This window comes from Aerococcus sanguinicola (genome assembly GCF_008726925.1).
In the GTDB taxonomy this organism is placed as follows: domain Bacteria; phylum Bacillota; class Bacilli; order Lactobacillales; family Aerococcaceae; genus Aerococcus.
Window position 1 is genome coordinate 1 of record NZ_VYWO01000003.1, and the last position, 15,770, is coordinate 15,770.

Genomic DNA, 15,770 nt, shown 5'->3' on the forward strand with positions numbered 1-15,770 from the left:
ATTCCCTCTTTATATAGATGGATATAGTTAGCCAATTCTGCTGGTGAATGTTTTCTATTTGAACGCATAAAAACTCCCCCTAAAGTAGTTTACTTTTTTTAGTGTCTACTTTAGGGGGAGCATACCAATTTTCCAAGCATCTTTTTTTAGATATTAGATAAATACAGATTATATATACTGGTCAGAAATGGTAAATTAGTTTTGATTGATTAAGCTTTTTAGCGCTCAGATCGTTTCTTGTATTTAGACTAATCTAACTTTGGGCAAAATTTTATAAAAGTAGCTTTATGTTTTAGCTAATTATAGGAGGAAGACTATGGTTGGAAAAAATAACTACCAAGTGAAGAAGGAGAAGCAGAGTAATAAATTCTACCGCTACTCTATTAAGCGCTTAAGTGTTGGTGTGGCTTCAGTTGCCGTAGCAGCCGGGCTTCTTTTTGCTGGTGATGCTGTGGTTGTTGAAGCAGCTGCGGCGGAAGAAGCGAACACTAGCGAGGAATTGCCGACTGCCCCAGAGGAAGAAGTTCCAGCTGAGGAGGAAGCAGCTCCGGTAGCTGAAGAAGAAGTACCTGTAGAAGAGCCTGCACCTGTTGTTGAAGAAGCACCAGCTGAAGAAGGCCCTGCTGAAGAAGAGGCTCCAGTAGCTGAAGAAACAGTTGCTGAAACGAGCCCAGCTGATGAGGACGTCAAGGTCACAACTTATGCGGCACCTGAGGGAGCCCCTTCTAATACATCTTCACGTGCTGCAGCTGATAATCCAGCACCAAATAAAGAGAATTTAGATACTGCGATTAACCAAGAAATTCCTTTTAAGGAAGAAACTTTTGGTAAGACAGAATATGAGCCAGGGGACGCGGGTCCTATCCGCTATAATACAGCGGAAGTTATGGATACTACTGAAAATACCGCAGATTTGGCTATTCGCTTCTGGCCTTTCGCTAGTGCTGCTGGTCGCTGGGGAGCTGTAGAAGGAACTACTTACCCAGGTCGCTATGTGATTTCTTTTGAAAATCCAGATTTCTATCAAAATATTGCTTCTGTAGAAACAACCCGGGGGAATGGACCACTTGGGTCAACAACTTGGGCAAGCGCAACTAGTGGCCGTGATTGGACCATGCCATTAACCAATGCGAACCTCCAAGCAGGTATTACGGGCTCTATTTCCGATGTCGATGTTCGTATTACGCTTAAAGAAGGTACAACCTTTGAAAACCTAGGCCTTGCTGAAACGCCCTTACCATTTACTGTAGGTATGGTCACTGGTGAAGGTGCCGGCAATGACTTTAACTTGATCGAGGGTAGAGCTTTAGATAATGGCTTTATCTTGCGTAATAATCCGAATAACCCTGATCCTGAAGAAAATCCAGAGCTTTTTGCTCCGCATCGCACAATTGGAGCGACCGGGGAGTCTCGATTTGCGGATGGTAAGTTCTATGAAAAAGGAATGAGCCATACGGTATACTTTGATGAAACGACCAACTCCATTGTCTCACGCCATACGGTTCAACCTGACCAGAACTTCAGTGAATCAAGTTTCTCAAATGTTCATTACTTCATGGAACAAATTCCTAAGGTCTTAGTACCTTATATCGACAAGAATAGTGTGAAAATTGGGGTAATGAATGATGTCTCAAATCCAAACTTATTCCGGAACTCAGTCAATCGTCCAATTGATCCGATTCCATTGGTTATGGATGATTCTGGTCTCGTGGATTCACGCAAGACACCTGCTATCTCGATTACCCACGCAGATCCTAATGATCGTCAAGCTCAGAGGGATGCTCTTAGAAATGCTCGAAACAATATCAATTCTAAGATATTAGAGGGTACTTTAGGTCAACCGCGAACCTATTCAATTGTGTATCCATTGGCAGAAGGTTATACCACTCGTGATGTTGCTCAAGCTATGGCCGAATATACCCAAAATAATAATAATAAACTCTTATTTGAGACTTGGGTAGAACAGGACTTTGTGGATACACCAGGTGGTCCGCTTAATGGTCAAACACCTTATGCCGATAATGGGGAACCTACCAAGCGCTTAATCGGATCTTATGGGAATGCTTACTTCGATGCTTATTATGAATTAAGCTTGGCCGCCACGAATGATCCAGAGACACAATTAGTTGAAACTGAAGTTGGTACAGTACCTCCAGCAGAAGATGGCATCAGCAATAAGGCTGATTTACCTGAAGGCACAAGCTTCTCATGGGAAGAAGAGCCCGATGTAAGCCAAGTAACAGCTAAGGATGAAGAAGGTAACGACATCCCTCAAAATGCAAGGGTCAAAGTTACTTATTCAGATGGCAGCTCAGAAGTTGTCAATGTCCCTGTTGTTGTTCGTGAAAAGACAGAAAAAGACGCGGACAAGTATACGCCAGAAGCTCAACCCGTTGAGAAGGCACATGGTGAAGCAGCGACAGAGGATGATGTTACAAATGCCGTGAAAGTTCCAAACTTCCCAACAGAAGGTGAACAACCAGGCGTGACAGTTGACGATACAAGTCAATTGCCAGATGGTACGACACCAGGGACAACTGATGTACCAGTGACCGTTACGTATCCAGATGGTTCAGAAGATAAGCTGACCGTACCAGTAACTATTGCTGAACCCGAAGCACCAGCTGAGACTGACGCAGACAAGTACGACCCAACAGCAGAAACTGTTACGAAGCCAAATGGTGAAGCCGCAACAGAAGAAGACGTTACAAACGCCGTAACTTTCCCAGACTTCCCTGCAGAAGGCGAACAACCAAGCGTCACTGTCGATGATCCAAGTCAATTGCCAGATGGTCAAACACCAGGCACAACTGACGTACCTGTAACTGTAACTTACCCAGATGGTTCAGAAGATAAGTTGACCGTACCCGTAACGGTTGAAGAAGCGACAGAAACTGACGCAGACAAGTACGACCCAACGGCAAAACCCGTTACGAAGCCAAATGGCGAAGCTGCGACAGAGGAAGAAGTTAAGAATGCTGTAACTGTTCCAAACTTCCCAACAGAAGGTGAACAACCAAGCGTCAAAGTTGACGATCCAAGTCAATTACCAGATGGCCAAAACCCAGGCACAACTGACGTACCTGTTACCGTGACGTATCCAGATGGTTCAGAAGACAAGTTAACTGTACCTGTAACGGTTGAAGCCCCAACAGAGACTGACGCAGACAAGTACGACCCAAGCGCAAAAGAAGTGACCAAGGACCATGGTCAACCTGCAAGAGAAGACGACGTGAAGGGCGCAGTTACTGTTCCAAACTTCCCAGAAGATGGCGAACAACCAAGCGTGACAGTTGATGACCGAAGTCAATTACCGGATGGTCAAACCCCAGGTACCACTGACGTCGATGTTACGGTAACTTACCCAGATGGATCCGAAGACAAGGTTAAGGTTCCAGTAACTGTTAAAGAACAATCAGTAGCAGATAAATATGAACCAAGCGCAGAAGAAGTGGCCAAGGACCATGGCCAAGCTGCAAGTGAAGATGACGTGAAGGGCGCAGTCACTGTTCCAAACTATCCAGCAACAGCTGAGAAACCAAGCGTAACAGTTGACGACCCAAGTCAATTACCTGATGGCCAAACCCCAGGTACGACAGAAGTTCCTGTAACTGTGACTTACCCAGATGGTTCTGAAGATAAGTTGACTGTTCCAGTAACTGTTGCGGAACCCGAAGCGCCTAAGACCGAAGTCGGTGGTTCTGTTAAATCAGTTGAACCAAGTGATGAAAAACAAGGCACTGGTATTACAGTGACCAACCCTGATGAGTCAACAACTGTAACTGCTTCTGACGAAGATGGCGAAGAAATTCCAGCCGAAATCAATCCAGAAACAGGCGAAGTTGAAGTCACCCCAGGTACTGACGTGGACGGCCCAATCGATGTGGTGATCAATGACGAAGACTTGCCAAATGGTAAGGCTACTATCCCTGTTCCAGTAAATGGTCACGAAGAAGATCGCGACGACAATGGTTCAGAAGAGAAACCAGCGACTGAACAAACCAGCATCGATGACTCCAACGTCACACCAGTTGATCCAACAAAAGACCAACAATCAACCGGCGTCGTTATCGTCAATCCAGATGCAGATACAGAAGTAACTGCCAAGGATGAAGATGGCAAGGACGTTCCAGTTGAAGTCACTACAGACGAAAACGGCCGCTTCGGCGATGTCAAGGTCACTCCAGGTACAGATGTCGATGGTCCAATTACCGTTACCATCAAGGACCCTGAATTACCAGAAGGCCAAGAAGAAGTTACCGTTCCAGTTAACGGTCATGAAGCAGGCCGCGATGACAATGGTTCAGAAGAGAAACCAGCGACTGAACAAACTCGCATCGATGATTCCAACCTCACACCAGTTGATCCAACTGAAGACCAACAATCAACCGGCGTTGTTATCGTCAACCCAGATGCAGACACTGAAGTAACTGCTAAGGATGAAGATGGCAAGGACGTTCCAGTTGAAGTCACTACAGACGAAAACGGCCGCTTCGGCGATGTCAAGGTCACTCCAGGTACAGATGTCGATGGCCCAATCACCGTCACCATCAAGGACCCTGAATTACCAGGCGGTCAAGAAGAAGTTACCGTTCCAGTTAATGGTCACGAAGCAGGCCGCGACGATAACGCACCTAAGACCGAAGTTGGCGGATCTGTAGGATCGGTTAACCCAACAGACGAAAAACAAGGGACCGGCATCATCGTCACTAATCCTGATGAGTCAACAACCGTAACTGCTTCTGACGAAGACGGTAAGGACATTCCTGCTGAAATCAATCCAGAAACAGGCGAAGTTGAAGTCACTCCAGGTACTGATGTGGATGGTCCAATCGATGTGGTGATCAATGACGAAGACTTGCCAAACGGTAAAGCTACTATTCCAGTCACTGTCAATGGTCACGAAGAAGGTCGCGACGACAACGGATCTGAGAGCGAAGTTGGCCATGTTGGTATCCCACGTGCTGAAAATGAAATTGGCAAAGATACCACAACAGTAACAGCTTTAACCGATCCAAACACCGATGTGGAAGTCACAGATCAAGATGGCAAGACGATCGCTTCTGGTACATCCAATGGCGAGGGTGAAATTAACCTTGAAGTGCCTAAGCAAAAGGCTAACAGTACCATCACAATCGTCCCAGGCACGAAAGACGAGCAAGGAAACTTCATTCCAAGCCCTGATAAAGCGGGTGAAACAGTAGTTCGAGAAACCCCAGTCATTACCACTGCTGAGGCTAATAATGAAGCCAATTCAGAATACACTGTGGTTAGCGGTAAGACTACCGTTCCAGGTGCAGAGATTGACGTAGAAGATAAGGATGGAAACTTCCTCTTCTCTACAATCGCTGACGAAAATGGTGACTTTAGTTTCAAAGGCCCACGTTTAGAACCTGGCACAGTCCTTGTCTTGAAACCATTAAGAACATATTGGATGCTAGATGATACCATTGAAACGCACCGGGGCGATTCAGTCGAAGTCACAGTAACAGGTCCGAATGACGATAACGCGCCTAAGACCGAAGTTGGCGGCTCTGTTGGTTCAGTTAACCCAACAGACGAAAAACAAGGGACTGGCATCATCGTCATCAATCCAGATGACAAGACAAGCGTGTCTGCTAAGGATGAAGACGGCAAGGATATCCCGGCTGAAATCAATCCAGAGACAGGCGAAATCGAAGTCACTCCAGGGACTGACGTGGACGGCCCAATCAAGGTAGTCATCGAAGATGAAGATCTACCAAGAGGCAAGGCAACCATCCCAGTCACTGTTAATGGTCATGAAGAAGGCCGCGATGACAATGGTTCAGATACGACCACACCACCAACTGGCGGCGACACAGGTGAAACCCCAGGGGACGGTGGCCAAAAACCAGGACAAGAAGGCGACCACAAACCAGGTACAACCACACCAAGCCGTCCAGGTTCAGACCAACATGACCAAGCACCAAGCACCCGTCCTGACGGTCAAGACCAAACACCAAGCCGCGAAGACACTGACCAAGCTCCAGCGACACAACCAAACCGTGATCAAGCAGCAGGTCAAAAAGATGAACAGACTGGCGCCCAACAAGTCATCAAGAACTTAGTGCCAACTGTTGAAGCTGCAAGTCAAGCCCCAAGCACTAGCGCGAAGAAGGAAACTGTGAAATCAGCTCTCCCACAAACCGGCGCTATCGTAGGCTTGACGAGCGGCCTAGCCCTCGCCCTCATCGGCGCAGGGAGTGTCCTCGCTCTCGGCAAAAAGAAAAAAGAAGACTAAGCAACTGAGCTAGTTGATAGCCTTCACTTTCAGCACCTCGCACAAGCGGGGTGCTTTTTTGCTTATCTAAAACCGCTTCTACCTCCTGATGATAGTTCCAAACATAATAAGCAGTATTGTTCATTGCTTTATTCTATTTATTATAAAAGCTTGATTATATACAAAATATGTATTATCGATTGATGAAGAAATGATGAGTTTGACGAAAAATAACGCCTAAACCAGGCTTTTTGACGCTTTTTCTGGTTTTTATAGTTTTAATAATTAAACGAAATAGTTAAGAACAATACACCTTTGTCTTTTTTGTTGATATCTTAAAATTTTTTCTGTACGATAGTTTTATCAAATGGATTTCATTTGGAAAATACTAGTTATTTGTACTGTATCGCCCGATGAACGAAAAATCTGACAAATCGCTAGCGCTACTGAAACATAATGCATATTATTAATCAATAAGAACTATTGGATATGGAATGTGCTTTGACGGATCAGTAATTTTAAAACCATGGGAATTTTTGTTTAGGCGAGAAGGTAACAAATGATGGTATTGATGTGAATGATAATATGCTTTGACTAAATATTAGGAGGAAAGCTATGGTTGGAAAAAATAATTATCAAGTGAAGAAGGAGAAGCAGAGTAACAAGTTCTATCGTTACTCCATTAAGCGCTTAAGTGTCGGCGTGGCTTCTGTCGCTGTGGCAGCGGGGCTCCTCTTTGCGGGAGACGTTCAAGTCGCTCGCGCTGCTGGTACCAATGATGCTGTGAATGGTGAGTTGAACTTAACGGCTGAAGAGCAAGGTAAAGTAGACCAAGCAGCCAAAGACAATGAAAACCAGCCCAACACCCAAAAAACGACCAGTGATCCTGTAACTAAACAAGTGATCCCTGCAGATGGTGGCGTAGCTGAAACTATTGAAACCGAAAAGGACTTAAAAGTTCAAGATCCTAAACTAGCTGAAAAAATTGAAAGCCAGTCAGATAATGGAGCTTCTGACGGGGCAGTATCTACTAAACCTGCACCTAAGGAAGCAGCCTTGGAAGAAAAGACTGAAGTGGCGAATGCGCCAACAACAGACGAAGATGGGACTGAACGCACTGGTCAACCCTTAAATAGCAATGACCTGAATGCGGCACTTGATCAAAATAATCCTGAGGGTAGCTTGAAACAAAATAATATTCGTGATTTCGGGATTGATATTGAAGATTTAACCGATGAAGAAAGCACGGCGAAAGATACCCTAAAAATCGAAAACCGTGTCTACTTAGAAACAGTACCACCAGTTGATCGTTATGAAGTTCGTTATGAAATTGATGAACGTCTGGCTAAGCATATTACTGATATTCGTTATATTGCCAGTGACAGCGATAAGACATCCGACCGTGATTTCTCTTTCACCCGGATGCAAGATGCTGAAGACCCAAGTAAATTAACGAATACTTGGCGAGCAAATGCCTTTGACGTCAACATTGTGTCGACTTCAAGCAATCCTAATGCTTGGAATAACTATGATTCTGTTTTCGCTTCTTCACAAACTGGTTTCTCGAGACTAGCGACAGTTCAAGTTAAATTTAACAAATCCTTAGCTGATATTATCGGCGCCTATCCTGATGCGCGTCGCCGTAATGAACTATTCTTCAATGCTTATATCTACGACCCCGTAGAAAAGAAAATCATTGAAAGAACTGTGGATACAGCAGTTGTTAAGACGGAAGATACGAATTTAGATAAATTACAAGCAGCTGGCCATGCTCAAGAAGTTGAAGGAGAGTATTCCAATTCTAATGGCTTTGGTCAGTATGTGGAAGGCGGGACCTACAACCCTCACACGGGTCAATATGATGAGAATGCCAAGGTACGGGGGATTGCAGTTGACCATTACTTTACTAAGAAGTCTTCCAACTCCAGCCCAGATTCACCCGCAAGCTATCATTTCCAAGCGGATGAACGCCTTGTGCCATATATTAAGGGGGTAGGGATTTATCAGCTTTCTGATGGATCAAGAGAATTTGATCCCAAGTCCCAAGTCTTCTATAATGGCTTAATCCTTCATGCTAAAGGTGGTGTGGCTAAGACTTTACCTATCGCTAGTGATGGTGGTTTAGATGGTAAGTTTGACCAATACTTCTTAGACTACAATCCAAGAACTGGTGCAGGCCGTTTCCGTTTAGACCCTAATGATAAGGTACAATTTAACGAGGGGGTAGGCAGTAATCCTTCATCTGTTCGTGTCGTTTACTACCTTAAAGATGATGTGAATATTAAGGGTCTCATGCCAAACAACCTCGACCAACGCTATGTCTTCAATGGTTTCTTCTTAGATGAGAAGGGGAACTATGTTGCGAATACAGAAGCTAACATTGGATACAACTTCGGTGACTTCTCTGGCGATCCAAGCCCAATTACTAATGAAGGCAATCCAGGCGTAGATGATACCAGTCAAACGAATCCAGCAGAAGGTGACTTGCCAGAACCAGCTAAGCCTGAAATTAACTATGAATTAGCTGGCCAAAATCGGACCGTTCTCCTGAATACGGAAGTCACTGCTAAAGATTTGGCTCAAAACTTGACGAAGACGGCAGACGGTCAAGCGGTTGATTTGCCAGAAGGGACCAAGTTTAGCTTTGCGGATGATGAAGCCACTCAAGCTGCGATTGTTGAGCTCTTCGAAAAAGATGCAGACGGCAATGATAAGTTAGATGCAGAAGGGAATAAGATTTCACGTGGCTTCTTTGTAGATACTTCCAAAGTCGGCCAAAAAGAAATTAAAGTGGTGGTTGAATTGCCACGTTCATCGACTTCTAACTTGATTTCTGGTTTAGTCGATGTGAACAAACGCCCTGGCGAATCTGGGCAGAAGGTTTCTGAAGAGCGCTTCATTCCACAAAGTATTGAAGATTCTCGTAATGAAAATTCAGAAGGCTTCTTCAACAACCAAGTGCACCAATTAGCCGATGCGATTACGCCTGAAACTCAAGCCAAGAATGAAATTGATGTGACCATCTCCAGTCTGATCCATACCATTCCAAGCTCAAGCCTTGAAACACTGAAGAAATGGGACTATGTCATTTGGTTCTCAGATAACTTAGCTAAGCACATTACTAAGGTGGAGAATGGCTCTGGAACTGAATTCGAACGGATTGTCAACCGCAATGGCGACAAGACTAATTCATGGCGGATGCGTGCCTGGGGTGGGGCAGCTGATAATGAAGCCCTGATGACCAATACTGCAGTTGGGGCACAGTACAACTACCCAGCTAAGGTGACTTTAGATTCTTCTATCAAGTCCATTATCGATGAGACGGAACAAGAACTAGGACGTCCTGTAACCAACGGCGACTTCGGCTCAACTTCCTTCATCTACAACAATGCCAACAAGGCCATGATCGAAGGCTCTTACTCATCCACCTTTATGAAGGTTAACCCAACCCAGTATGATGAAAAAGTAGCTGCTGACAATGTAGCCAAGAACCCAACCTTCAATAACTGGTTCCGTCTTTCTGGTGGGGAAGTCAGCTACAAGGAAGGCGACGAAGTGAGCCCATACACCGGTTTAACTGGGGATAAGATGCGCGGTTTTGTCTTTGACCAAATCTTTGCTAAGCAAGGGGGTTCTTCACTGAACACAGCTGGGGCAACCACCGATCCAATCCACTACCACTACACTGTGGACCAACGGCTCTTGCTATATATTGAGTCAGCTGAACTCTACTATGTACCAAATGGTGAGGATTACTACAATAACTCCGCTGTTGGCTTAGACAAGTCCTATATTCCTCAAGCCAAGGTCTTCTTCAATGGCCTAGATTCACGGAATGATGACTTCCAAAGCGAATTCAATCGGGAAACAGGTGAAGGGGTCTTCAAGTTAGATCCACAGAACGATACCGTAAGTCGGGTCTTCAACTTCAACAACTCTCACTTGGATCCTGCAGCTGCTCGGATTGTTTACAAACTGCGTGATGGAGTCACAACTGAAGACATCCTCAAGGCTTATCCAGATGCCAGCTTTGCCTTCACGGGGTATCTCACCCTTGAATCCGGCCCAGTTGTTCGTAACTCCAACGCCAATGTGGGTTACCGCATCTCAGATATCGATGGCGATGGCCGTCCGGATGAATTCCAGAATGATCGCTTATCCAATCTAAGTGAGGAAGAAAAACAACTTCTTTCCCCAATCGAAAAAGCTATCGTCAATGAAGGCCTCACCGGGACCAATGCGAATATTCTTGTCCAATCAGCACGTGATAAGGATACGAACGTTCATGGCGTAATTAACACAGGCTTCAGTGAAGCAGATGCACCAAGTGTTGAAGCAGCTATTGTTAATGAAGACGGTAGCGTGACGGCACTCGGCAGCTCAGCTGTAGATCCTCAAAGTGGCGAATACAGCATTGACACGCCAGAGGGAACAACCTTAACCCAAGGCCAAACGATCTTGATTACCTTAACGACTGGTGGACAAGTTCACTCAGCTAATTACACCACTGTGGGTGAAGGTAATCCAGAAGTAACTGCCAAGGTTGATGTTCTTGATCTTAAAGATATAAACAATGATCAGAGAGTAGCCAAGGGTCAAGACATGACAGCTGTTAAGGTTGACCAATTTGTCGATGCAGCGGGTCAAGTGAACCCAGCAAGCACAGAAAATGGTCAAGTACACTTTGCAACTGTAGATACGGATGGTCAAACAGATACAGAAGAGCTCGCGAACCAGCTCAGTGTACGTATCGCAACAACCGATGCCCAAGGCAATGTGACCTATCAAGACCTTGCCAGTGCAGGTTTAACTTATAATCCTGAAACTGGTCAAGTGACAGGTAGCCCAATCTTGCCTGAAGGGGAAGAAGAGCACACTTATACTATTGTGGTAGACGCGAAGAATGCTAAAGCAGGGGATGCGACCAACCGGACCTTTACCGTAACGGTTTACAGCCAAGCTTCCGAATACACACCTGCATATGAAGCAGTTGATGTGATTCCAGGGAATAAGGCTGAAACAGCTAGCCCAAGCTTTACAGATTCTAATAATCAAGCGGCTACACCAGCTTTAGACTCAGACGCAGCTTATACTGCACCTGAGACGGTGGATGTTGAAGGCACACAAGTCGCTGTTCAGGTAGACCCACGAACAGGGGTTGTCACTGTAGATCCTGCTGAAACAGCTAAAGTACCAGGCAAGGCCATCACTGTTCCAGTAACCGTTAAGTACCAAGATGGGTCAACTGACCAAGCCAATGCTACCATCAATGTCATGGATCCAGGCTTTATCGATCGGACAAACGACCCAGATGCGTCTGTTCCTGAAGGTTACAAGAAGGTAGATCTCATTGCTGGCGAAGGGGTCACACCATTTGAAGGTGGCAATAAGACCTATCATGTTAAGGAAGGCACTAGCATTCCAGCTGATAAGATTCCTCAACTTACTGCACAAGCGGGTTACGAAAATCCTGCTTGGGACAATGATCCGGCACAAACGGTAACTGCTGATAGTCCATCTCGCTTCACAGCGACAGCTGGCCAAGTTGCAGAAGCCGACACCACCGCCCCAACCATCACCGTTTCCGCTAAGGATATCCAAGCGACGGAAGGTCAACCAATCGATCCGGTTTCTGTAGAGACTGATGATCCGGAAGCGACCGTGACCGTTGACGGCTTGCCAGATGGTTTAGTCTACAATCCTGAGACCAAACAGATCGAAGGAACGGTTCCAGCGGGTTCCGTGCAATGGGCGGATGACCAAGATGAGTCGCGCGACTTCCCAGCAACCGTGAAGGCCGTAGATCCAGCGGGCAATGAAGCGACTGAGCCAATCAATGTCACTGTTCTCCGCGACACAGACGGCGACGGCCAAGCGGATAAGACCGACGACGATGATGACAACGACGGCATTCCAGATACAGAGGACCAAGCCTCTAAGACTTGGGACGGCCTGGATGCGCAAACGACTGATGTCACAGCCACTAATGGCCAAGAAGTCCCAGCTGACACCAAGGTTGTCACACCGAACAAACCGGGTGCCAAGGTTTCAACCCCTGCCCCAGTGGATGGCCTGTCTGTGGATGAAAACGGCAACTTAGTCGGCACACCGACCGTGGACTTCCAACCTGGTGAGACCGAAAAAGTCGTTGAAATCCCTGTTGAAATCACGTCAACTGGCACCGGTCAAAAAGATGGTCAAGGCCAACCGACCGATGAAGCTATCACGCGAACCGTCAAAGTTACTGTGACGAATCCAAATGCGGGTGAAACCCCTGCCGAGTCCAGCGTCGAGCTGACACCGAAGTCACAAAACGCTCTGGAAGGTAAGGACATCACCCCAGTGACGCCAGATGCTAAGGACTTGCCAGAAGGCGGCAGTGTCAAAGTCAGCATCGATGGCCAAGACACTTACCCAGGTCTGACGGTCGACCCAGACAGCGGCCAAGTAACCGGTCAACCTCAAATCACCGACTGGGCCCCTGAAGAGGAAACGCGGACCATTACCGTAACCGCCCAAGTCCAAGACAAGGACGGCAACCCAGTCCGTGATGCAGACGGCAATCCAGTGACAGCTGAATCAACCATCACCGTTTACCGCGATACCGATAAGGACGGCCAACCCGACAAGGATTCCGGCATGCCGCAAGATCCAAATAATCCATCTGTCCCAGGCATCGACCAAGGCGACAAGGATGACGACAACGACGGTTGGACCGACCAGGAAGAAAAAGACCGCGGAACGGACGGCAAAGATGAAAACAGCTTCCCACGTGTAACGGAACCTGGTGCCGAAAACACTCCAGGTCAAGACACCACCAAGGTCACCGGCAAGACCACGCCAAATACCGAAGTGGAAGTTAAGGATAAAGATGGCAACACCATCGGCACCGGAACATCCGATGACCAAGGTAATATCGACCTTGATGTGCCTAAACAAAATCCTGGCGACAAAGTAACCATCGTTCCAGGTAAGAAGGACGACCAAGGCAACTTTAAGCCAGGTAATCCAGAGGGTAACGGCGAAAGCGTGGTTAAGGAAACCCCACAAATCAGCAACCCAGGGGCTAAGAACGAACCCGGTTCCGATAAGACTCAAGTGACCGGTAAGACCACGGTGCCTAACTCTAAGGTTGAAGTGAAGGATAAGGATGGCAATACCATCGGCACCGGCACTTCCGATGAGAACGGTGACTTTAGCATCGACGTGCCACGCCAAGAAGGCGGCGACACGATTTCGGTGACCCCATCCAAGGACTATACCAACCCAGATGGCTCTACCGAAACACGGACGGGCGACCCTGTCGAAACCACCGTTAGCGAAGAGGCCCCAGTCCTTTCTGAAGCGAGCGTCGACATGACACCGAAGTCACAAAATATTGGCGACTGGCAACATGATTACATCATCCCAATCCAGGTGACTTCTGAGAATGTTCCAGAAGGCGGCTCGGTGAAGGTTAGCTTCGACTACCAACCAGGTACTCAAGGCCTCCACTACTCCCCTTCAGACGACGGCCTCAGCGGTACGGTCACTGGCAACCTCGAAGCAAGCTGGCAAGGAGACCAAGAAACCCAAGTCGTCACGGTAACTGCTGAAGTCGTAGACAAGGACGGCAATCCAGTTACTGACGCAGACGGCAATCCTGTGAAGACCGAAGCCACCATCACCATTTACCGCGACACGGACGGCGACGGCAAGGTGGACAAGGACTCCGGCATATCAAGAGACGAGAACAATCCATACTCACCTGACGCCGATGGTGACAAGGATGACGACAATGACGGTTGGACCGACCAGGAAGAAAAAGACCGCGGAACGGATTCCAAGGATGCAGACAGCTTCCCACGTGTGACCGAACCTGGTGCGGAAAACGAGCCTGGTCAAGACACCACCAAGGTTACCGGCAAGACCACGCCAAATACCGAAGTTGAAGTCAAGGATAAAGATGGCAACACCATCGGCACCGGCACTTCCGACGACCAAGGTAACATCGACCTCGACGTACCGAAGCAAAATCCTGGTGACAAGGTGACCATCGTTCCAGGCAAGAAGGACGACCAAGGCAACTTTACCCCAGTGAAAGATGACCAAGGCAATCCGCGTGGCGGCGTCGAAACTGTGGTTAAAGAAACCCCACAAATCACCAACCCAGGAGCTGATAATGAAGCAGGTTCCGATAAGACTAAGGTCACTGGTAAGACCACGGTGCCAAACACCACCGTTGAAGTGAAGGATAAAGATCGCAAGACCATCGGCACCGGCACTTCCGATGAGAATGGTGACTTCACAATTGAAGTGCCTCGTCAAGGTAAGGGCGACACCCTCACCATCATCCCATCCAAGGAATACACTAATCCAGATGGTTCTACCGAAACCCGGACGGGCGACCCTGTCGAAACCACTGTAACTGGTCAAACGCCAGCGGTTAAGGAAGACAAGGACATCTACCAACCAGAATACAAACCTGGCACTGGTCAACCCGGCACCAAGGTAGAAATCGGCGAACCGATTTTCAAGGATGAAGAAGGTCAAGTGGTGACCCCACCAACCGGCACCAGCTTCAAGCCAGGCGAAGGTGAAACGGGCATCACAGTAGATCCTGAAACAGGTGAAGTGACGGTCGACGTACCTGCAGACGCCAAAGCAGGCGACACGATTGAGAAAACAATCACCGTGACCTACCCTGACGGCTCAAGCGAAAGCGTCACCGTTACCGTGACAGTCGAAGGCAAGGGCGGCAGCGGCCTGACACCTACGCCAACACCAACGCCTGAACCTGAACCACAACCCGAAGGCAAAGATGAGGTCAAGGACGAGCCAGCGCCTGACCAAGACCCTGTCGAAAAACCTGGCAAGCAAGACGACACGACCCCATCAGACCAAGGTCAAGTTGTCCTCAAGCCAGCTGCTAAGGACCAAGGCAAAGCTCAAGCAGCCCCAGCCAAAGCCCAAAGCAAACTCCCACAAACCGGCGCCATCGCAGGCTTAACAACCGGCCTGTCCCTCGCCCTAGTCGGAGTCGGCAGCCTACTCGCCCTCGGCAAAAAGAAAAAAGAAGACTAAGTAACTTAGGAAGTTGAGTGGTTAGCCTTCACTTTCAGCACCTCGCACAAGCGGGGTGCTTTTTTTCTTTTGTAAGGTTGAAGGGAGCTGGCCTCCTTTTTTATTTTGATTAAGGAGGCGGAGATTTTGGCGGTTAGCGACAGAAGTCAGGCGATATGTCGGTAATTGGGGTAGAAAGCGACATAACTCAGGGGACGTGTCGGTAACTGGGGGGGCATTGCTGCCATATCGTCAGGGGAGATGCGGAATCTCAGTTAGAAAAGGCATGTTTCTAAAAAGGTGGTTTTCCCCAAAGCAGCCACGGCCTTTTTCCTTAATATAGGTCCCTCCAATACAAAAGAACAATCGTGTCTCGCTCAGTAATGATCACCAAAACAGGACTTGCTAGGAATCTTGATAAATCAGCCTTATTGATCAAGGCTGGTTTTTATTTGCGATCACGGCGAAATATTTGGGACAAAAATAT

Annotated in this window: 2 protein-coding genes; both read left to right on the plus strand. The window is 47.4% G+C overall.

The features are described from left to right. The first annotated feature begins 316 nt into the window (after positions 1–316). A complete protein-coding gene (locus tag F6I03_RS05450) occupies positions 317–6,262 on the plus strand; it encodes a Rib/alpha-like domain-containing protein (RefSeq protein WP_070698505.1) in 5,946 nt (1,981 codons plus the stop codon). 594 nt (positions 6,263–6,856) lie between these two features. Then, positions 6,857–15,304, plus strand: a complete 8,448-nt coding sequence (locus tag F6I03_RS05455) for a YPDG domain-containing protein (RefSeq protein ID WP_150983079.1) — start codon at positions 6,857–6,859, stop codon at positions 15,302–15,304. Positions 15,305–15,770: the final 466 nt, after the last annotated feature.